The sequence below is a fragment of the Pseudomonas sp. NFPP25 genome (assembly GCF_900116505.1).
GTDB lineage: Bacteria > Pseudomonadota > Gammaproteobacteria > Pseudomonadales > Pseudomonadaceae > Aquipseudomonas > Aquipseudomonas protegens.
In genome coordinates, this window is record NZ_FPBG01000001.1 from 158990 (window position 1) to 179864 (window position 20875).

At 62.2% G+C, this 20875-nt stretch carries 17 protein-coding genes and 1 tRNA gene; 8 read left to right on the forward strand and 10 right to left on the reverse strand.

Going from position 1 to position 20875, the window contains the following annotated elements; genetic code table 11:
* Positions 1 to 2 precede the first annotated feature (2 nt).
* The 8 genes from BM382_RS00615 to BM382_RS00650 all read right to left on the reverse strand — a co-directional run bounded on the left by BM382_RS00615 (position 3) and on the right by BM382_RS00650 (position 10558).
* The gene (locus BM382_RS00615) at positions 3 to 1394 is read right to left on the reverse strand and encodes a GntP family permease (protein ID WP_072441361.1); all 1392 of its coding nucleotides are present in this window, start codon (positions 1392 to 1394) and stop codon (positions 3 to 5) included.
* A gap of 284 nt (positions 1395 to 1678) precedes the next feature.
* On the reverse strand, positions 1679 to 3097 hold the full coding sequence (locus BM382_RS00620; RefSeq protein ID WP_011061851.1) for a sigma-54 interaction domain-containing protein: 1419 nt from the start codon (positions 3095 to 3097) through the stop codon (positions 1679 to 1681).
* 183 nt (positions 3098 to 3280) lie between these two features.
* Positions 3281 to 4855: an ABC transporter ATP-binding protein gene (locus BM382_RS00625; RefSeq protein WP_072441364.1), complete on the reverse strand. Its 1575-nt coding sequence runs from the start codon at positions 4853 to 4855 to the stop codon at positions 3281 to 3283.
* A gap of 14 nt (positions 4856 to 4869) precedes the next feature.
* Positions 4870 to 5892: an ABC transporter permease gene (locus BM382_RS00630; protein WP_011061849.1), complete on the reverse strand. Its 1023-nt coding sequence runs from the start codon at positions 5890 to 5892 to the stop codon at positions 4870 to 4872.
* Positions 5892 to 6956, reverse strand: a complete 1065-nt coding sequence (gene yejB, locus BM382_RS00635; RefSeq protein ID WP_011061848.1) for a microcin C ABC transporter permease YejB — start codon at positions 6954 to 6956, stop codon at positions 5892 to 5894. The genes BM382_RS00630 and yejB overlap by 1 nt, the downstream gene beginning before the upstream one ends.
* A complete protein-coding gene (locus BM382_RS00640) occupies positions 6956 to 8818 on the reverse strand; it encodes an extracellular solute-binding protein (RefSeq protein WP_072441367.1) in 1863 nt (620 codons plus the stop codon). The genes yejB and BM382_RS00640 overlap by 1 nt, the downstream gene beginning before the upstream one ends.
* 152 nt (positions 8819 to 8970) lie before the next feature.
* On the reverse strand, positions 8971 to 9252 hold the full coding sequence (locus BM382_RS00645) for a peptidylprolyl isomerase (protein ID WP_007924449.1): 282 nt from the start codon (positions 9250 to 9252) through the stop codon (positions 8971 to 8973).
* Between the two features lie 214 nt (positions 9253 to 9466).
* Entirely contained in the window at positions 9467 to 10558 is a 1092-nt protein-coding gene (locus tag BM382_RS00650; protein ID WP_053159199.1) for a 3-deoxy-7-phosphoheptulonate synthase, read from the reverse strand.
* Between the two features lie 639 nt (positions 10559 to 11197).
* Here BM382_RS00650 and BM382_RS00655 point away from each other — a divergent pair.
* Positions 11198 to 11953 carry a carbon-nitrogen hydrolase family protein gene (locus BM382_RS00655; RefSeq protein ID WP_072441370.1) on the forward strand — a complete coding sequence of 252 codons (756 nt, stop codon included), beginning with the start codon at positions 11198 to 11200 and terminating at the stop codon, positions 11951 to 11953.
* On the forward strand, positions 11953 to 12414 hold the full coding sequence (locus BM382_RS00660; protein WP_011061844.1) for a GNAT family N-acetyltransferase: 462 nt from the start codon (positions 11953 to 11955) through the stop codon (positions 12412 to 12414). The genes BM382_RS00655 and BM382_RS00660 overlap by 1 nt, the downstream gene beginning before the upstream one ends.
* Positions 12415 to 12436: 22 nt before the next feature.
* Here BM382_RS00660 and BM382_RS00665 read toward each other — a convergent pair whose 3' ends face one another.
* The gene (locus tag BM382_RS00665) at positions 12437 to 12667 is read right to left on the reverse strand and encodes a DNA-binding protein (RefSeq protein WP_011061843.1); all 231 of its coding nucleotides are present in this window, start codon (positions 12665 to 12667) and stop codon (positions 12437 to 12439) included.
* 82 nt (positions 12668 to 12749) lie between these two features.
* On the opposite strand from BM382_RS00665, the gene BM382_RS00670 reads away from it, so the two are divergent.
* The 5 genes from BM382_RS00670 (at position 12750) to BM382_RS00690 (ending at position 16460) form a co-directional block, all read left to right on the forward strand.
* Positions 12750 to 13112, forward strand: coding sequence for a helix-turn-helix domain-containing protein (locus BM382_RS00670; protein ID WP_011061842.1), 363 nt, complete (start codon positions 12750 to 12752; stop codon positions 13110 to 13112).
* Between the two features lie 147 nt (positions 13113 to 13259).
* Complete coding sequence (gene uvrY / locus BM382_RS00675) at positions 13260 to 13901, forward strand: response regulator transcription factor GacA (RefSeq protein ID WP_011061841.1); 642 nt, start codon at positions 13260 to 13262, stop codon at positions 13899 to 13901.
* Between the two features lies 1 nt (position 13902).
* Complete coding sequence (gene uvrC / locus BM382_RS00680; protein WP_072441374.1) at positions 13903 to 15726, forward strand: excinuclease ABC subunit UvrC; 1824 nt, start codon at positions 13903 to 13905, stop codon at positions 15724 to 15726.
* 32 nt (positions 15727 to 15758) lie between these two features.
* The gene (pgsA, locus tag BM382_RS00685; protein ID WP_011061839.1) at positions 15759 to 16319 is read left to right on the forward strand and encodes a CDP-diacylglycerol--glycerol-3-phosphate 3-phosphatidyltransferase; all 561 of its coding nucleotides are present in this window, start codon (positions 15759 to 15761) and stop codon (positions 16317 to 16319) included.
* Between the two features lie 65 nt (positions 16320 to 16384).
* Positions 16385 to 16460, forward strand: a tRNA-Gly gene (locus tag BM382_RS00690).
* A 209-nt stretch (positions 16461 to 16669) separates the two neighbouring features.
* Here the strand turns inward: BM382_RS00690 and BM382_RS00695 are convergent.
* Positions 16670 to 17575, reverse strand: coding sequence for a LysR substrate-binding domain-containing protein (locus tag BM382_RS00695; RefSeq protein ID WP_015636008.1), 906 nt, complete (start codon positions 17573 to 17575; stop codon positions 16670 to 16672).
* A 160-nt stretch (positions 17576 to 17735) separates the two neighbouring features.
* Between BM382_RS00695 and BM382_RS00700 the strand changes: the two genes are divergently transcribed.
* Positions 17736 to 20804, forward strand: coding sequence for a D-2-hydroxyglutarate dehydrogenase YdiJ (locus BM382_RS00700; RefSeq protein WP_015636007.1), 3069 nt, complete (start codon positions 17736 to 17738; stop codon positions 20802 to 20804).
* Positions 20805 to 20875 lie beyond the last annotated feature (71 nt).

The window sequence follows — 20875 nt, forward strand, 5'->3', positions numbered from 1 at the left end:
CCTCACACAATGCCGGTGGCGTAGAAAGTGGCGATGACGACGAAGACCGCCAGGGTCTTGATCAGGGTAATGCAGAAAATGTCCTTGTAGGCCTCGCGATGGGTCAGCCCGGTGACCGCCAGCAGGGTGATCACCGCGCCGTTGTGGGGCAGGGTGTCCATGCCGCCGCTGGCCATGGCGGCCACCCGGTGCAGCACTTCCAGGGGAATGTTGGCAGCGTGGGCGGCGCTGATGAAGCTTTCGGACATGGCCGCCAGGGCGATGCTCATGCCGCCCGAGGCCGAACCTGTGATGCCCGCCAGCAGGGTCACGGTAATGGCTTCGTTGACCAGCGGGTTGGGGATGCTTTTGAGCCAGTCCGCCAGCACCAGAAAGCCCGGCAGGGAAGCGATCACCGCACCGAAGCCGTATTCTGAGGCGGTGTTCATGGCCGCCAGCAGGGCGCCGCTGACCGCGCTCTTGCTGCCCTCGGCGAGCTTGCTGCGAATCGCCGAGAAACCGCACACCAGCACCATCAGGATGCCCACCAGCAACGCCGCCTGCACCGCCCAGATGGCGGTCAGCTTGGCGATTTCGCTGGTTACCGGCGCCGCCATGCCCGGCAGGCTGAGGCTGTGGGTCTTGCCGTACCACTGGGGAATCCAGTGGGTGAACAGCAGGTTCATGATGCCCACCAGCAGTAGCGGCGACAGCGCCAGCCAGGGGTTGGGCAGTTGCAGGTCTTCGGCGGTTTCCGGCTCGTTGCGCAGCTCGGTGCCGTAGCCTTCACCGGCCTTTTGCGCCTTGTTGCGCTGGCGCTGGAGGAACAGCATGCCCGCGCAGAACACAAAGATGGTGCCGATCACGCCCAGCCAGGGCGCGGCCCAGGCGGTGGTGTTGAAGAAGGTGCTGGGGATGATGTTCTGGATCTGCGGGGTGCCGGGCAGGGCGTCCATGGTGAAGGAAAACGCCCCCAGGGCGATGGTCGCCGGGATCAGGCGCTTGGGGATGTTGCTCTGGCGGAACATCTCGGCGGCAAAGGGGTAGACCGCGAACACCACCACGAACAGCGAGACCCCGCCGTAGGTCAGCAGCGCGCAGACCAGTACGATCACCAGCATGGCCTGGCGGGTGCCCAGCAGGCGGATGGCGGCCGCGACGATGGAGCGGGAAAAGCCCGACAGCTCGATCAGCTTGCCGAACACCGCGCCCAGCAGGAACACCGGGAAATACAACTTGATGAAGCCGACCATCTTCTCCATGAACACACCGGTGAAGGCGGGCGCCACGGCGGACGGGTCGGTGAGCAGCACCGCGCCGAGGGCGGCGATGGGGGCAAAGAGGATGACGCTGTAGCCACGGTAGGCAGCGAGCATCAGCAGCGCCAGGGCTGCCAAGGCAATGATCACACTCATGGTGTGTCTCTCCAGGATTGTTATTGTTGTCGGGTGTTGCGTGTGGAGAGCGTTATAGCGAGAACTGTGCCATCTAATTAAGCTATTGAAATATATAGATATTTTTATTTTTCTGGGGGCGAATTGACGTTGATTGTCTCTGTTTGGAGAATTTTTTGGGTTTACCGGCCTCTTCGCTGGCAAGCCAGCTCCTACAGAGATTGTGCAAGCCGACGTAGGAGCTGGCTTGCCAGCGAAAAGCGTGCAGTGCGCGGTAGGTTCTTCAAACTGAGATTCGTGTCTCTTTATTGAGACTCGACAATCCCCAGGGCTGCCATCTTCTTGTACAGCGTGGAGCGCCCCAGCCCCAGGCGCCGGGCCGCTTCGTCCACCTTGCCGGCACATTGGGCCAGGGTGGCGCCGATCAGTTGCCGGTCGAAACGCTCTCGGGCCGCGGCGAAGGTTTCCTGGTTTGGCGAATCGCCCGGCACCAGGGCTTCGTTACGCTGCACCGGGCTGAAGCTGCCAATCGCCGCGCGAATATCCGAGGCGTTGAGTATCAGGTCGTCGCTGAGCAGCGCCGCTCGTTCCAGGACGTTGCGCAACTCGCGGATGTTCCCCGGCCAGGCATGTTGCGCCAGCAGGGCCAGGGCATCGCGGTCCAGTTCATGCTGGCTGCGCAGTTCTTCGAGAATCCCTTCGCTCAGGGCTGGCAGGTCGTCCAGGCGTTCGCGCAAGGCTGGCACCTGGATTGGCAGCACATTCAACCGGTAGTACAGGTCGGCGCGAAACTCGCCGCGCTTGATCGCCGCTTCAAGGTCCGTGGAGGTGGCGGCGATGATCCGCACATCGCTGTGGATCACCTCGTTGGAGCCCACCGGCTCGAACTCTTTTTCCTGCAGCACCCGCAGCAGCTTGCTTTGCAGGGGCAGCGGCATGTCGCCGATTTCATCGAGGAACAGGCTGCCGCCCTGGGCGATCTGCAACTTGCCCGGGCGGCCCTTGCGGTCGGCGCCGGTAAAGGCACCAGGGGCGGTGCCAAAGAATTCCGCCTCCAGCAGGGCCTCGGGAATGGCCGCGCTGTTGATGCTGACAAAGGGCTTGTGCGCCCGTGGCGAGGCGGCGTGGATGGCCTGGGCCAGCAGCTCCTTGCCGGTGCCGGTTTCGCCTTGCAGCAGGATCGGCGACTCGGCGCTGGCCCCGCGTCGGGCGCGGCGCTTGACCTCCAGGCTGGCGGCACTGGTGCCGATGAAGTGAGCGAAGTTGTATTTGGTCTGCCGGGCCCGCAGCAGGGAGCGGGTAGAGGCCAGTTCTTCCTGCATGCTCAGGTAGCGCTTGAGCATCGGCGACAGGCTGCGCAGTTCGTCGAACAGGGCAAAACCGATGGCGCCGATCACCGTGCCGGCGTCGTCGTGGATCGGCAGGCGCATCACCACCAGGGGTTCCTTGGGGGTGTCCTGCATGTCCAGCAGGATGGGGCGGCCGGTGCGCACCACCTCCCGCAGCAGGCTGCCGGGGATCACGCTTTCACAGGGCTTGCCGATGGCGAAGGCTGCCGATTCCAGGCCGAAGCGCCGGGCGTAGCGCTCGTTCATCCAGACGATATTGGCGTCGCGATCGACGATCACCGTGCCTTCGCTGGATTGCTCGATGATCTCGAACAGCGAGCGGATCGCCAGTTGGCGCACGCGCTGGTAGTCCTTGAGGCTTTCGCTGTCGTTCATGGCGGCATCCTGGAAATGGGCGCAGCGATTATGCCCGATTTGTAGGAGCCGGCTTGCCGGTGAATGGGGTCTTGGGCGGGGTGGTGATCTTGCGGGCGTCTTCGCTGGCAAGCCAGCTCCTACGGTGGCGGTGAATGTGTTCGCCCGTGTAGGAGTCGGCTTGCCGGCGAAGGGGCCTTTGGGTCAGCCGGGATGGGCGGCAGCCAGCAGTTCCTGGGTGTAGGGATGCTGTGGGGCTTCGAATACGTCGTGGCTGGCGCCGCGCTCAACCACCTTGCCGTCCTTGATCACGATCATGTCGTGGGCCAGGGCTCGCACCACCGCCAGGTCATGGCTGATGAACAGGTAGGTCAGGCCGTACTTTTCCTGCAGTTGGCGCAGCAGGGCCACCACTTGTTTCTGTACGGTACGGTCCAGGGCCGAGGTCGGTTCGTCCAGCAGGATCAGCGCCGGTTTCAGCACCAGGGCCCGGGCGATGGCGATGCGCTGGCGCTGGCCGCCGGAGAACTCGTGGGGGTAGCGGTGGCGGCTGTCGGGGTCGAGGCCGACTTCCTCCAGGGCGCGGATGACCTGTTCGTCGCACTGGCGGGCATCGTACTGGCTGTGCACTTCCAGGCCTTCGCTGATGATCTGCGCCACCGACATGCGTGGGCTGAGGCTGCCGAAGGGGTCCTGGAATACCACCTGCATCTGTTTGCGCCAGGGCCGTAGCTGTTTCTGGTTGAGGCCGTCCAGGGCCTGGCCCTGGAAGCGGATGCCACCTTCGGAATCCAGCAGCCGCAGGATCGCCTGGCCCAGGGTGGACTTGCCCGAACCGGACTCGCCGACGATCCCCAGGGTCTTGCCTTGCTGCACGCTGAGGCTGATGCCGTCCACTGCCCGCAGGTACTCCTTGCGCCGGAACAGGCCGCCGCCGATCTGGAATTCGACGCGCAGGTGGTCCACCTCCAGCACGGTTTCCCGGTTGTCGCGGCACAGCGGCTCGCCTTCGGGTTCGGCGTGCAACAGTTCGCAGCTGTAGGGATGCCTTGGCGCGTTGAACAGGGTGTCGCAGTCGGCCTGCTCGACGATTTCCCCGGCTTTCATCACGCACACCCGCTGGGCGATGCGCCGCACCAGGTTGAGGTCGTGGCTGATCAGCAGCAGGGACATGCCCAGGCGCTGTTGCAGGGATTTGAGCAGCAGCAGGATCTTGCGCTGCACGGTCACGTCCAGGGCGGTGGTGGGTTCGTCGGCAATCAGCAGTTCCGGTTCGCAGGCCAGGGCCATGGCGATCATCACCCGCTGGCGCTGGCCGCCGGAAAGCTGGTGCGGGTAGGCCTTGAGTCGCTCCTTGGGTTTCTGGATGCCCACCAGTTCCAGCAGTTCGAGAATCCGCGCCTGGGCCTCCTTGCCCCCCAGGCCACGATGCAGCAGCAGGGTTTCGCCGATCTGCTTCTCGATGCTGTGCAGCGGGTTGAGGGAGGTCATGGGCTCCTGGAAGATCATGGCGATACGGTTGCCCCGCAGTTTTTGCAGGGTCGCGGCCGTGGCGCCGATCAGTTCCTGGCCGCGGTAGCGCACGCTGCCAGAGCTGCTGCAGCCGGTCTGCGGCAGCAGTTGCAGGATCGAGTGGGCAGTCACCGACTTGCCCGAGCCGGACTCGCCCACCAGGGCCAGGCATTCGCCGGGGCGGATATCCAGGCTCAGGTCGCGGACCACGGTCTGCGCGCCGAAGGCGACATTGAGCTGGCGGATTTCGATCAGGTTTTCAGTCATTTCTACAGTCCGCTTCAAGATCGAGGATCAAAGGCATCGCGCAACGCCTCGCCGATGAACACCAGCAGCGAGAGGATCAGCGCCAGGGTGAAAAACGCCGTCAGCCCGAGCCACGGCGCCTGCAGGTTCTGCTTGCCCTGGCCGATCAATTCGCCCAGGGAGGCGCTGCCGGCGGGCATGCCGAAGCCGAGGAAGTCCAGGGCGGTGAGGGTCGAGATGGCCCCGGTGAGAATGAACGGCAGGTAGCTCAGGGTGGCGTTCATGGCGTTGGGCAGGATGTGCCGCAGGATCACCTTGCGGTCGCTCAGGCCCAGGGCCCGGGCAGCCTTGACGTACTCCAGGTTGCGCCCGCGCAGGAACTCGGCGCGCACCACGTCCACCAGGGCCAGCCAGGAAAACAGCGCCATGATCCCCAGCAGCCACCAGAAGTTCGGCTCGACAAAGCCCGAGAGGATGATCAGCAGGTAGAGCACCGGCAACCCGGACCAGACCTCCAGCAAACGCTGGCCCAGGAGGTCGACCCAGCCGCCGTAGTAGCCCTGCAGGGCGCCGGCAGCGATGCCGATCAGGGCGCTGATGGCGGTCAGGGCCAGGGCGAACAGGATTGACACCCGGGCGCCGTAGATCACCCGTGCCAGCACATCCCGGGCCTGGTCGTCAGTGCCCAGCCAGTTGACCTTGCTCGGCGGGCTGGGGGCCGGCTGGGTCAGGTCGTAGTTGGGGGTGTCTTCGCTGAAGGGCACCGGCGGGAACAGCAGCCAGCCACCGTCCTTGCGGATAAGTTGCTGCACGTAGTCGCTGCGGTAGTCGGCCTGGAACGGCAACTGGCCGCCGAATTCCTGCTCGGTGTAGCGCTTGAGCACCGGGAAATACAGCGAGCCCTGGTAGCTGATCACCAGCGGCTTGTCGTTGGCGATCAGTTCGCCGCCCAGGGTCAGGATGAACAGGCCGATGAACAGCCACAGCGACCACCAGCCGCGGCGGTTTTTCTTGAAACGGTCGAAGCGCCGGCGCGCCAGAGGAGAAAGCATGAGCATCAGGCGTTCCTCGCGGCGAAGTCGATGCGCGGGTCGACCAGGGTGTAGCACAGGTCGCCGATGAGTTTTATCAAGAGGCCGAACAGGGTGAAGATGAACAGCGAGCCGAACACCACCGGGTAGTCCCTGGACACCGCGGCCTCATAGCTCATGCGCCCCAGGCCGTCGAGGGAGAAGATCACCTCGATCAGCAGGGAGCCGGCGAAGAACACGCTGATAAAGGCCTGGGGAATGCCCGAGACCACCAGCAGCATGGCGTTGCGGAACACATGCCCATACAGCACCCGGCGCTCGCTCAGGCCCTTGGCCCGGGCGGTGACCACGTACTGGCGGGTGATCTCGTTGAGGAAGGAGTTCTTGGTGAGGATGGTCAGGGTGGCGAAGCCGCCGATCACCAGGGAGCTGACCGGCAGTACCAGGTGCCAGAAGTAGTCGGCGACCTTGCCCAGGGTGCTCAACTGCTCGAAGTTGTCCGAGACCAGGCCGCGCACCGGGAACCAGTTCAGCGAGGTGCCGCCGGCGAACAGCACGATCAGGAACATGGCGAACAGGAAGGCCGGCATGGCGTAGCCGATGATGATCGCGGTGCTGCTCCAGATGTCGAAATGGCTGCCGTGGTGCACCGCCTTGCGGATTCCCAGGGGGATCGACACCAGGTAGGTGATCAGGGTCGCCCAGAGCCCCAGGGAAATGGTCACCGGCATCTTTTCCAGGATCAGGTCGGTGACCGTGGCGCCGCGAAAGAAGCTCTTGCCGAAGTCCAGCTGGGCGTAGTTCTTGAGCATCAGCCACAGGCGTTCATGGGCCGGCTTGTCGAAGCCGTACTGTTTCTCGATGTCCTGGATCAGCTTGGGGTCCAGGCCGCGGCTGGCCCGGGAGCCGCTGCTGCTCATGGCATCGGCGGAACCGCCGACAGCGGCGCCGCCACCGATGCCCTGCAGGCGGGCGATGGCCTGTTCCACCGGGCCGCCGGGGGCGGCCTGGACGATGACGAAGTTCACCAGGAGGATGATCAATAGGGTCGGGATGATCAGCAGCAGGCGCCGCAGAATGTAGGCCAGCATCAGTGGCGCCCTCCGGGTTTGCCACGGCGGATCAGCTCGGAGGCCATTTGTTCGTCGGTCAGCGCGCTGCTGCTGACTTCCCACCAGCTTTCGATGGCTTCATCGTTGCTCGCCGGCACCTTGGGGATGCCGAAGCGGTTCCACCACACCGTGGAGGTGCCGGGCGGGTAGTAGTTGGCAGTCCAGTAGTAGTTCCACTGCAGCACCCGGTCCAGGGCATGGGCGTAGCGCAGCATCTCCGGCTGGCTGGTGGCCTTCACCAGGCCATTGACCAGGCTGTCCACGGCCGGGTTCTTGAGCACCATGTAGTTGTTGGAACCGGGGTCGTTGGCCGCGGCGGAGCCGAAGTAGTTGTACAGCTCCATGCCCGGCGAGGTGGTCACCGGGTAGCCGGTGACGATCATGTCGTAGTCCCGGGCCATCAGGCGGTTGACGTACTGGGCGGAGTCGATGCGGCGAATGTTCAGGCTGATGCCGATCTGCGCCAGGTTGCGCTTGTAGGGCAGTAGCAGGCGTTCGATGGAGCCCTGGGTGATCAGGAAAGTGAAGCTCAGGGGCTCGCCCTGGGCGTTCACCAGCTTGTCGCCCTCGGGCTTCCAGCCGGCCTGTTCCAGCAGGGCCAGGGCTTGCAGTTGCTTGTCGCGGATCACGCCGCTGCCGTCGGTTTTCGGCGCCTCGAAAACCTGGGTGAAGACCTCGTCGGGGATCTGCCCGCGCAGCGGTTCGAGGATCTTCAGCTCCTCGGCATCCGGCAGGCTGCGGGCCGCCAGGGCGGTGTTGGAGAAGAAACTCTGCTGGCGGATGTAGAGGTTGCGCATCATCTGCCGGTTGCTCCATTCGAAATCCCAGAGCATGGCCAGGGCCTGGCGCACCCGGCGGTCCTGGAACACCGGCCGGTCGAGGTTGAACACATAGCCCTGGGCCGGTTGCGGCGCCGATTGCGCCAGGTGGGCCTTTTGCAGGCGGCCGTCGTTCAGCGCCGGGCTGTCGTAGCCGATGGAATAGCCGGTGGCGGAAAACTCGCGGTTGTAGTCGTAGGCGCCGCCGCGCAACACCTGGCGGGCGACGTCGATATCGCCGAAATACTCGACGCTGAAATGATCGAAGTTGTACAGGCCGCGGCTCACCGGCAGGTCCTTGCCCCACCAGTCGGGGTTGCGGGCGAAGGTGATGCTGTTGCCCGAGTCGACCTTGGCCACGCGGTAGGGGCCGCTGCCCAGGGGCGCTTCATAGCCGCCGCCATTGGCGAAGTCGCGACTCTTCCACCAGTGTTCGGGGAACACCGGCAGGGTCGCGATATCCAGGGGCAGGGTGCGGTTTTCGTTGCTTTTGAAGTCGAAGCGCACCACTCGTGGTGATTCCACGGTGACGCCTTTGACGTCGTCGAACTGGGTGCGGTAGCGCATGCTGCCCTGGGTCATCAGCAGGTCGTAGCTGTAGCGCACGTCTTGGGCGGTGATCGGCGTGTTGTCGGCAAAGCGCGCCTTGGGGTTGAGGTAGAAGCGCAGCCACAGGCCGTCTTCGGCACGCTCCATCTTTTCGGCCACCAGGCCGTAGACGGTGTAGGGCTCGTCCAGGGAGCGCTGGGCCAGAGGCGAATAGACCAGGCCGTCGAGCTGGGAGACACCGATGCCTTTGTCGATATAGGGCAGTACATGGTCGAAACGGCCGATTTCGATGGCCGAGCGGCGCAACGTCCCGCCTTTGGGGGCCTGGGGATTGACGTAGTCGAAGTGGCTGAAACCCTGGGGGTACTTAGCCGGTTCGCCATAGACGGTCATGGCGTGTTGCGGTGCGGCTTGGGCACCCGCGGCGCCCAACAGCAGGGCGGTGAAAAGCACGGTGGAGGAAAGCAGTCGCATTGTCAGCCTTAGGAGCCGGGTGATCGATGACCACGATTTGTACGCTAGCGGCGCGTGACTGGCCAGCCGCATCCGCTTTGGGCAGAGCCTGGCGTCCATGCGCAACGGCCCACCAAAAGGCGGGCCGTTGAGCAGACGCAGGCGCTTGGGGATCAGTCCTGGCGGCTGGTGACTTCCAGCAGGTGGTAGCCGAACTGGGTTTTCACCGGGCCTTGCACCACGTTTACCGGAGCGCTGAACACCACGGTGTCGAATTCCTTGACCATCTGGCCTGGGCCGAAGGAGCCCAGGTTGCCGCCGTCACGGCTGGAAGGGCAGGTGGAGTTCTTTTTCGCGACTTCGGCAAAGTCGGCGCCGGCTTCGATTTCGGCTTTGAGTTCGTTGCACTTGGCTTCGCTGGCAACCAGGATGTGACGGGCAGTGGCTTTGGCCATGGATGTTGCTCCTTTCAAGAAAGTTGAGAGCCTACCGGATTCAGGTGGCTATTTCTTCTCAAAGTTCCTTCAAGGCATTGCCGCCTGGCGCCTGCGGGGGATGAGTGGTGAGGGTCCTGTAGGGGCCGGCTTGCCGGCGAAGAGGTCCTTGGAGGAGACGCTGCTCTTGAGGACGCCTTCGCTGGCAAGCCAGCTCCTGCGGGGGCGGTGCTGCTCAGGCGGGGACGGCTGCGGCCTTGTCTGCGTGTCGCAGTTGTTGCGCGCCATTGCGCAGCAATTGTTCGGTGGCGTCCCAGCCCAGGCAGCCGTCGGTCACCGAAACGCCGTAGCGCAGGTTCGCGCTCAGGGGCTGGCAGCCTTCGAACAGGTGGCTTTCCAGCATCACCCCCATCAGCGAGGTATCGCCCTGCAAGCGCTGCTCCAGTACCTCGTTGAACACCGCCGGCTGACGCAGCGGATCCTTGCCGCTGTTGGCATGGCTGCAATCGACCATGATCCGCGCCGGGATCTTCAGCTTCTGCAGGTCCTGCTGGACCTGGGCCACGCTCTGGCGGTCGTAGTTGGGCCCGCGATGGCCACCGCGCAGCACCAGATGGGTGTCGGGGTTGCCTGGGGTCTGGATGACCGCCGGGTGGCCCTGGCTGTCGACGCCGAAGTGGCGGTGCGGGTGGGCCGCCGAGCGCATGGCGTCACAGGCGATAGCGACACCGCCGTCGGTGCCGTTCTTGAAACCCACGGGCATGTCCAGGCCGCTGGCCATCTCGCGGTGGATCTGCGATTCGGTGGTGCGCGCACCAATGGCGACCCAGCTCAGCAGGTCATCGAAGTAGCCGGCGGCCATGGGCTGCAACAGTTCGGTGGCAACCGGCAGGCCCAGGCGCAGCATCTCGCGCATCAGTTCACGGGACAGGTGCAGGCCGCCGGCCATGTCGTCGCTGCCATCCAGGCGGGGGTCGTAGGCCAGGCCTTTCCAGCCGACGGTGGTACGGGGCTTTTCCACGTAGGCGCGCATCACCAGCAGCATCTGGTCGCGCACTTCATCGGCCAGGCGGGCCAGGTTGGCGGCGTATTCCAGGGCCGATTGCGGGTCGTGGATGGAGCAGGGGCCGACGACTACCAGCAGGCGTGGGTCGCGACCTTCGAGGATGGCGCGCACCGCCTGGCGGTGAGCGGCGACTTGTTGGTTCAAGGCCAGGGACAGCGGCAGTTGCTGCTTGAGTTCCAGGGAGCTGGGCAGGCGCTGGGTCAGGGTTTCATTGGCGCTGACGTGGGCGGACAGGGGCAGGGCGGATACGGACGAGTTCATGTGCGGTCTTCCTGGGCGGGCGGCGGGTTATGTCCCGCGCGCGACCCTACTGGGGTGTTCGACAATTGGCCGTACTGGCCATAAGTGTGCAATTGCCACCGGTAGGTGACCGATCGGAGGCGGCAGGCTGTCCCGAGCGGGGGCTGCTAAATCGCCAGGCGCAAAACATGTCGTAGCGGTAATAGGTGGAGTAGTTCATGGAGCAATCCTCAGTAAGTTCGGTGTGTCGCTGAAAGTCGTGGTTGAAAATGCAGTGCCGGAAAAAACAAAACCCCCGGTCGGGAGGCCGACCGGGGGTTGAGATTTCTCTGGTAGGCGACCCGTTGAAGTGGGCGCCGGTTGGGTATCAGGCGCGCCAGTGGCTAAACCAATACCCAAAATAAAAGCTGGCCGGAGCCCGAGTGCCGTTGACCCAGGCAGCCGCGACCGAGCGCAGTGCGCTGGCAGTGTGGCGGTGCAGGGAAGGGGTCTTGGACAACATGGGTTTCTCCGTAAAGTGTGGACGAGCTTACTAGAGGCTGGTGCCGGGATTCAATCAGTAATTTCTATCGGCGCAGCCCGCGGCGGCTATGGATTAAGCCTGCAGGGGATTTATGCCACACTCGCTGCTCCCGCCTGTTCGCCCTCCAAGGAATGTTCATGTCCGTGCTGACCCTCGCTGCTGCCCAAACGGTGTCCATCGCGGGCGATCTACCGGCCAACCTGGCCCGGCATCAGCAGTTGATGCAATTGGCAGCGGCGCAGGGCGTGCAGTTGCTGGTGTTTCCCGAGCTGTCGCTGACCGGCTATGAGCCGCAATTGGCGGCCGAACTGGCGCTGATGCCGGATGCACCGCAATTGCGGCCGCTGCGGGATCTGGCCCGGGAGCTGGAACTGACGGCGGTGGTGGGGATGCCGATCCGCCTGTCTGTTGACGGGCCGGTGCTGATTGGCGCTCTGGTGCTGGGCGGCGACGGTTCGCTGGCGGTCTACACCAAGCAGCACCTGCATGCAGGAGAAGAGCGCGCTTTTGTCGCAGGCCGGGGCGGCGCACCTTTGCCTATCGGTGGCGAAACCGTGGCTTTGGCGGTCTGCGCGGACTTCTGCCACGCCAGCCATGTGCAGGCGGCGGCCGATGCCGGCGCCGGGATCTATGCTGCCGGGGTCTTGATCAGCGAAGGTGGCTACGCTGCCGATAGCGCGCAGCTCCAGGGATACGCCCAGGAACACGGAATGCTGGTGCTGATGGCCAACCACGGCGGCCCCAGCGGTGGGTGGGCCTGCGCCGGACGCAGCGCGGCCTGGGATGCCCGGGGCCGGTTAATGGGCGCCGTCGAGGGTGTGGGCGAGGCTTTGTTGATTGTCCGCGGTGGTACTGGGGAATGGCAGGCGCAGGTGCTAGAGGTGAGCCATTGATGGACGGCTTTTCATTACGCCCGGCGGTTGATTCGGACCTGGCGTTCGCCCGCGACCTGACCCGTTCCACCATGCTCGGCTATTACATTCGCAACGACTTGCTGTGGCAGGACGAAGCCTTCGATGTGGCCTGGGCCGGCCGCAGGAACCTGCTGATCTGCCAGGGTGCCCGGGTGCTGGGGTTTGTCAGCCTGAGCCGGGATGCGCAGGCGCTGTATGTCCGCGAATTGCATGTGCTGGAGGCTTTCCGGGGGCAGGGCGCCGGTGCCTGGACGCTGGAGCAGGTGCTGGAGCTGGCTCGCCAGGAGCGCCGAGGGTTGTTGCGCCTGACTGTGTTCAAGGGCAATCCCGCACAGCGGCTGTATGAGCGGATGGGGTTGCGGGTGGTGGGAGAGGATGATTGCTTCTGGCGCATGGAGCGCTTGTCTGATTCGCTTGCCGGAAGGCTTGGCGACGCCTGAGCGCAACGCCCTTCCGCAGGCTTTACTGTGCGTTGGGATCTATCGCGGGCGCATCCTCGAGGATGATGCCGTCCTTCATTCCCAGTAGCACCGCGACCTTGTGCGCTTCCCCTCGTTTGCCTTTCTTGCGGCCTGCCAGCACCTGATAGGTAGTGGCCGGGTCAACCCCGTGTTCACGAGCAAATTGTTGAACCGATTTACCTTGATGTTCCAGCCAGGCCTTGGCTTGTGCGGCAGTGCGGATACCGGGCATAGTTCAAAACCGTTCAAATTTGTTCAATGCTTGAAGAGTATGACACCCCCTTGGGGTGTATCAGATGGGATCATACATCCAAATGAGTGGAATCGGTTCGCGGTTGAGGCAGGAGCGAGAACGCCTGGGACTGTCGCAGAAAGTTTTTGGTGAAATAGGCGGGGTTGAAGCCAACGCCCAGGGTAAATATGAAAGTGGTGATCGTGCACCCAAGGCGGATTATCTGTCCCGGGTGGCGGCAAAAGGGGTGGATGTGCTGTATGTGCTGACCGGCAGCCGGATCCCGATCCAGAGCGGCGGGCTGAGTCAGACCGAGGAAAAGGTCCTGGATTGCTATCGGGCGCTGTTCAAGGAGGATCAGGATGCTATCTGCCGCCTGACCAGTACCCTGGCCGAGCTTTCGGCAAGCCAGGGCGAGAGGCGCAAGGCCCAGGTACGAGAGTGAGGGGCGCTGGCCTCTTTCGATGTGCACGGGGGTAGGACCGTTATTGCGCCCGGATGTTTTTTATATAGCGCTTGTGATTAGGTTTGTACGCCGCTTTTTTGCTAAGGTGTCGGGCAACCTGTAAAGACCATATCGCGAGGTGTCTGCTTGATAAGGGTGCTAGTAGTCGATGACCATGATCTCGTTCGTACGGGCATTACACGAATGTTGGCTGACATCGATGGCCTGCAAGTAGTCGGGCAGGCGGAGTCAGGGGAAGAATCCCTGCTCAAGGCGCGGGAGCTGAAGCCCGATGTGGTCCTGATGGACGTCAAGATGCCAGGCATCGGCGGCCTCGAAGCCACGCGCAAACTGCTGCGCAGTCATCCGGACATCAAGGTCGTGGCGGTCACCGTCTGCGAGGAAGATCCCTTTCCTACCCGCTTGCTGCAAGCGGGTGCGGCGGGCTATCTGACCAAGGGCGCCGGTCTGAACGAAATGGTCCAGGCCATCCGCCTGGTATTTGCCGGCCAGCGCTATATCAGCCCGCAGATCGCTCAGCAATTGGTGTTCAAGTCATTCCAGCCTTCCAGTGATTCACCGTTCGACGCCCTGTCGGAACGGGAGATCCAGATTGCGCTGATGATTGTCGGCTGCCAGAAGGTGCAGATCATCTCCGACAAGCTGTGCCTGTCGCCGAAAACCGTGAATACCTACCGCTATCGCATTTTCGAGAAGCTCTCGATCAGCAGCGATGTCGAGTTGACGCTATTGGCGGTTCGTCACGGCATGGTTGATGCCAGCCTCTGAAATGACCGACCAGTTTGATCCCAGTGCCTTTCTTTCTACCTGCAGTGGCCGCCCCGGTGTGTATCGCATGTTCGACAGCGATGCACGCCTGCTTTACGTCGGTAAAGCCAAGAACCTGAAGAACCGGCTCTCCAGCTATTTCCGCAAGACCGGCCAGGCGCCGAAGACCGCCGCCCTGGTGGCGCGCATCGCGCAGATCGAAACCACCATCACCGCCAATGAAACCGAAGCGCTGCTGCTGGAGCAGACGCTGATCAAGGAGTGGCGGCCGCCGTACAACATTCTCCTGCGCGACGATAAGTCCTACCCCTACGTGTTTCTTTCGGAGGGCGACTTTCCGCGTTTCAGCATCCATCGCGGGGCGAAGAAGCAGAAGGGCAAGTATTTCGGCCCTTATCCCAGCGCCGGCGCCATCCGCGAAAGCCTCAGCCTGTTGCAGAAGACCTTCATGGTCCGCCAGTGCGAGGACAGCTACTACAAGAACCGTACGCGGCCCTGCCTGCAGTACCAGATCAAACGCTGCAAGGCGCCCTGCGTCGGCCTGGTGGAGCCTGAGGTCTATGCCGAGGACGTGCGCCACTCGGTGATGTTCCTGGAGGGGCGCAGCAATGCCCTGACCGACGAACTCTCCACCGCCATGGAAGCCGCCGCCAGCACCCTGGATTTCGAAAAGGCCGCCGAACTGCGGGACCAGATCTCCCTGCTGCGTCGGGTCCAGGACCAGCAGAGCATGGAAGGTGGCACGGGCGATGTGGATGTGGTGGCGGCCTTCGTCAACCCGGGCGGCGCCTGTGTGCACCTGATCAGCGTGCGCGGCGGCCGGGTACTGGGCAGCAAGAACTTCTTTCCCCAGGTGGGTATCGAGGAGGACGTGGCCGAAGTCATGTCGGCGTTCCTCGGCCAGTATTTTGTCAGCAGCCCGGAACGCGACCTGCCTTCCGAGTTGATCGTCAACGTGGTCCATGAGGACTTCCCGACCCTGATCGCCGCCATCGACGAGCTGCGCGGGCGCGAGTTGACCATCAGCCACCGGGTACGCGGTACCCGCGCCCGCTGGCAGCAACTGGCGGTAACCAACGCCGAGCAGGCCCTGAGCGCGCGCCTGGCCAACCGCCAGCACGTGGCCGCACGTTTCGAAGCCCTGGCCGAGGTGCTGAACCTGGACGAGCCGCCGCAGCGCCTGGAGTGCTACGACATCAGCCATTCAAGCGGCGAGGCCACTGTAGCCTCCTGCGTGGTATTCGGGCCGGAAGGGCCGCTGAAGTCCGACTACCGGCGCTACAACATCGAAGGCGTGACCGCCGGCGACGACTACGCCGCCATGCACCAGGCCCTGACCCGGCGCTTCAGCAAGCTCAAGGACGGCGAGGGCAAGCTGCCGGACATCCTTCTGGTGGACGGCGGCAAGGGCCAGCTGTCCATGGCTCGGGATGTGCTCAATGAGCTGGCGGTGCCGGACCTGATCCTGCTCGGCGTGGCCAAGGGCGCGACCCGCAAGGCCGGATTCGAAACCCTGTACCTGAACGACGCAGCCCATGAATTCACCCTCAAGGGTGACTCGCCGGCGCTGCACCTGATCCAGCAAATCCGCGATGAGGCTCACCGCTTCGCGATCACCGGTCACCGCGCACGGCGTGGCAAGACCCGGCGTACCTCGACCCTGGAAGGGGTGGCGGGCGTCGGGCCGAAGCGTCGGCGGGACCTTCTCAAACATTTTGGTGGATTGCAGGAACTGTCCCGTGCAAGCATCGACGAGATTGCCAAAGCACCGGGAATCAGTAAAAAGCTCGCAGAGTTGATTTATGCAAACCTGCACAGCGAGTAGAATGCCCAATCACCTCGTAGCCAGTTGTGCCGATGAATATCCCTAATCTGATCACCGTTCTACGCGTCCTGCTCATCCCGATTTTCATTTTGCTGTTCTATTTGCCCTATAGCTGGAGCTACATGGCCGCCAGTTCAGTGTTTGCCTTCGCGGCCGCCACCGACTGGCTGGACGGCTACCTGGCGCGGCGCCTGCAGCAGAGCACGCCGTTCGGTGCGTTCCTCGACCCGGTGGCCGACAAGCTGATGGTGGCGGTGGCCCTGGTGCTGCTGGTGCAGGAGCATCACAACCTGTGGCTGACCTTGCCCGCCGCGGTGATCATCGGTCGTGAAATCGTCATCTCGGCGCTGCGCGAGTGGATGGCCGAGCTCGGCGCGCGCGCGCAGGTGGCGGTGTCGAACATGGGCAAGTGGAAAACGGCGGCGCAAATGCTGGCGCTGGTGATTTTGCTGGCCAATCCCTCGGACTTCAGTTTCTGGGTGCTGGTAGGTTACGCCTTGCTGTTGGCGGCAGCGGGCCTGACCCTGTGGTCCATGCTGCAGTATCTGCGAGCCGCCTGGCCGCACCTGAAAACTGATAACGAGAAAAAATAAGTTTTTTTGAATCAAAGGCTTGACGCGCATTCGGATTTCTATAGAATGCGCAACACCAAGACGTTGCGGGAATAGCTCAGTTGGTAGAGCACGACCTTGCCAAGGTCGGGGTCGCGAGTTCGAGTCTCGTTTCCCGCTCCAAACATAGCGCTGCAGAGTTCCACGAATTCTGCAGCGATCGAAAAAAGGACCTTCGGGTCCTTTTTTCGTTTCTGCGGGCTTCACTGAAATCCAGCACCATCCAGCGCCTTCAAATCCAGGAGTTGAGTTCTTCTCAAAAGGCTTGAATCCGGGCAGCGCTGAATCGGTTCGTTGCTGGAGCGGTGATGAACATCCGGCCCCTGGCCTGTTCAGGCACTCACGATGGCACTCTCGGATAACAGCCAGGCGCTGAATGTTTCAAGCGCCGGATAATGCTGATAGCGCGCTGCGCAGGTCAGATAGTAATTGCGACCGCTTTCCATAGGGCCAAACAGTTTTACCAGTGCCCCGGATTTGATTTCGTCTTGCACCAGAATATCGGGAACCAGCCCAATGCCGACGCCAGCGGATACCGCCTGTATAAGGTGAGCCGTGAGCTCAAAGCTTGGGCCTGTCCGCATTTTCTGGTGGTCCAGTTTGTTGAGGTCAAACCAATCGGACCAGCTATTGGGTCGAGAAACGACATTCAACAACAAATGATTGGTGACATCGTTGAGCGACATCTCAAGGCTGTCCGGCAGCGCTTTGGGGCTGGCGACAACCACCAGTTTTTCTTGTAGCAAAAGGTGCGATACGTAGCCCGGCCAGTCGCCTTTTCCCGCGTAGATGATGGCCTGCATGTCGCTCACGCTGGATGGATTGTCGGCGTGAATGATCCTCGAGTGGACGTGCACCAGGCTCCTGGGATGACGCGCATAAAATTCATGCATTTTGGGCAGCAGCCATTTTGAACCGAAGGTCGGCAGTACCGCGAGGTTCAATGGGCCTTCTTCCTCCTTGAAGGCAATTGTCTGCAGGGTAGCGCTTCGAATTCGGCCCAGTGCGGCAGTGAGTTCATGCTGGTAAAGCGCGCCGGCAGCGGTGAGTTCGATTCTTCTTCCCTCACGTTTGAACAGCGAGACCTCAAGCTGTGATTCCAGAGCCTGCACTTGCCGGCTGACAGCGCTTTGAGTCAGGGCAAGTTCGTCTGCCGCTTTGGTAAAGCTGCAATGTCGGGCTGCTGCCTCGAAAGCGATCAGCAGGGACATCGAGGGGGTCAGTCTTCGTGGGTTCATTCATAAAGCTCATGGAAATGCTGCAGGTTTTACGTTTGTGTGAATTGTCTTGTCCCCACAAAATCGGTGGAAAGGCCTTTGTCCTGAGCCAGGCCTCGGGCTAGGAAGCATACATAACGAGAATGCTCAGATTAGCCGTATCGCCGCTAGGAATTCCACCATGATTGCCAGGTTGCCTCCCCACGAAACTAAAAACGAACCCTGTGAGTTGTTCCTGGCTCGCCTTGAGAAAGAAGGATTCCAGGGAGAAATTGCTCGCGATCATGCTGTGAGGACAGTGCTGGCAACCGACAACTCGATCTATCAGCGTCTGCCTCAAGCCGCGGTGTTTCCCAGAAATGTGCAAGATGTCGAGCTCTTGGCCCGCCTTGCGGCGCTGGCGTCGTTCAGTTCGGTGGTGCTCACGCCGCGTGGCGGCGGAACCGGAACCAATGGCCAATCGTTGACGAGCGGCGTTGTGGTGGATCTGTCGCGTCATATGCACGGCATCCTTGAGATCAACGTCGAGGAGCGCTGGGTGCGTGTGCAAAGCGGTGTGGTCAAGGACCAGCTCAATGCAGCGTTGAAACCGCACGGACTGTTTTTTGCACCGGAGTTGTCGACGTCGAATCGGGCCACGATCGGCGGGATGATAAATACCGACGCAAGCGGTCAGGGAAGCTGTACCTACGGAAAAACCCGTGACCACGTCCTGGCGCTTTCTACCATTCTGATAGGCGGGGAGCGGCTCGATAGTGCAGTCCTGGAGCGAGATTGCTGGCAGGCGCAAGCACATCGCGACGACAAGGTTGGGGCAATTTATCGATGTGCTTCGCAGATCGCCCATGATTACGCCGAACTCATCGAGCATACCTTTCCCAAGTTGAACCGTTGCTTGACGGGATATGACCTGGCGCATCTGCGTGAGCCGAATGACCGATTCAATCTGAACAGTGTCCTGTGTGGGTCCGAAGGCTCACTGGGTTTCATTGTTGAAGCCACGCTGAATGTGTTGCCCATCCCCAAGTACTCGATCCTTGTCAACGTACGTTACGCGGGCTTCATGGATGCATTGCGCGATGCCAAGGCGTTGATGCAGCTCGAGCCATTGTCCATCGAGACGGTCGACTCCAAGGTCCTCGGGCTGGCCATGAACGACATCGTCTGGCACGGAGTCGCCGAGTACTTTCCCCAAGACCCCGATGTGCCAACCCTGGGAATCAACCTGGTGGAGTTCAGCGGCGACGATGAGGAAGTGGTTCAGCTGCGTGTTCATGAGTTTGTCCGGCACCTTCAGCAGGACACCAGTGTGGTGCGATTGGGGCACACCCTTGCCATCGGTGCAGAGGCATTGAAGCGGGTTTACGCGATGCGCAAGCGTGCGGTGGGGCTGCTGGGGAATGTCAAAGGTTCCGCCAGGCCCCAGCCGTTCGTTGAAGATACTGCGGTTCCTCCCGAGAACCTGGCTGATTTCATTGCGCAATTTCGGGCGCTTTTGGATAGCCATGGTTTGGAATATGGCATGTTCGGCCACGTTGACGCCGGGGTCCTGCATGTGCGGCCGATTCTGGATATGAAAGACCCCGCTCAGGCGGCCTTGATCCAGCCCATTTCCGATGCCGTCGCCGAGCTGACGCAAAAGCACGGTGGCTTGCTCTGGGGGGAGCATGGCAAAGGGTTGAGGTCGCAATATGTGCCGGACTACTTCGGCGAACTCTATCCGGCGCTGCAGGAACTCAAGTCGGCTTTTGACCCGTACAACCAACTCAACCCGGGAAAAATCGCCACGCCACACACGCTACCTGACGCTCGGTTGACTCGAGTTGATGAGGTCACGTTGCGCGGCGAGCTGGATCGTACGATTGATGAGCGGGTGTGGTTGCATTACGACGCCGCGGTCCATTGCAACGGCAATGGCGCCTGCTACAACTTCGACCCCGATGACGCCATGTGCCCTTCCTGGAAGGGCACTCGAAATAGAATTCACTCGCCCAAGGGGCGCGCTTCTCTGGTCCGGGAGTGGCTGCGCTTGCAGGGGCAGCAAGGTGTCGATGTGTTGGTTTCACAAGGGGCTCGCCCTTTAGCGGCCACGGTGATCCGCTTCGCCAGGCGTGCTGCCAATACGGTTGCGCACAAGATGGGCCAGAAAGACTTTTCCCATGAGGTCTACGAGGCGATGGCAGGGTGCCTCGCCTGCAAGTCCTGTGCGGGTCAGTGCCCGGTGAAAGTCAACGTGCCCGACTTTCGCTCGCGATTCCTCGAGCTATACCACAGCCGATATCTGCGCCCATTGAAGGATTACCTCATCGGTTCTCTGGAGTACACGATTCCCTACTTGGCCCGTGTGCCGCGCTTGTACAACGGGATCATCGGTTCTGGGATGGTGGGGGCGTTTCTTCGGCGCGTTGCCGGTATGGTCGACAGCCCGCTGCTGAGCTTGCTGAATTTTGATGACGTTTGCCGCCGCTGGAAGGTGCGCGTGGCGTCGCCAGCGCTTCTTGAAGGGCTGGACGAGGCGCAGCGTAAACGCAGCGTTATTCTCGTGCTGGACGCCTTCACCCGTTATTTCGAGACACCGCTGCTCGCGGACTGGATCGAGTTGATTTCCAGGCTCGGGTTTGAGGTGTACATCGCGCCGTTCGCGGCCAATGGCAAGCCGCTGCAGGTTCAGGGCTTTCTAAAGGCATTCGAACAAGCCGCGCATTTCAACGCCCGATCGCTTCGCGAATTGCATCAATATCAGATTCCGTTGGTGGGGCTTGATCCAGCGATGACCTTGGTTTACCGCCAGGAGTACGTCAAGACCCTGGGTGAGGACCAGGCCCCAGCGGTCCTGCTGCCGCAGGAATGGCTTGTGGAGGTGCTTGTGCAATCAGCGGTGAGCGCCGACGAAGGTACTTACTACTTCCTGCCGCACTGCACCGAGAAAACCAACGAGCCGGGCAGTGTGGGCCTGTGGCAGACGATCTATGCGCGAGTCGGCTTGAGGTTGCAGGTGCAAGCCAGTGGGTGTTGTGGAATGTCCGGAACCTACGGGCACGAAACACAAAATGCCGAGACGTCCGAGGTTATTTACCGACAGTCCTGGGGGCCATTGGTGGCCCGTCTTAATGGGGCAGGGCGCCTGCTGGCGGATGGGTACTCGTGTCGAAGCCAGGTCAAGCGCAAGGACGGGCAGCTTGTCCTGCACCCGCTCCAGGCGTTGCTGAGGTTCCTGCGCGACACTGCCACCCCATCTTCAGGATGCTGATTGGCACAAGCCTGAGGCGGCTTGGCCGCCTCGCGTTTCTTCAGGTATTGATTGGAGGCCATCGGCCCAGC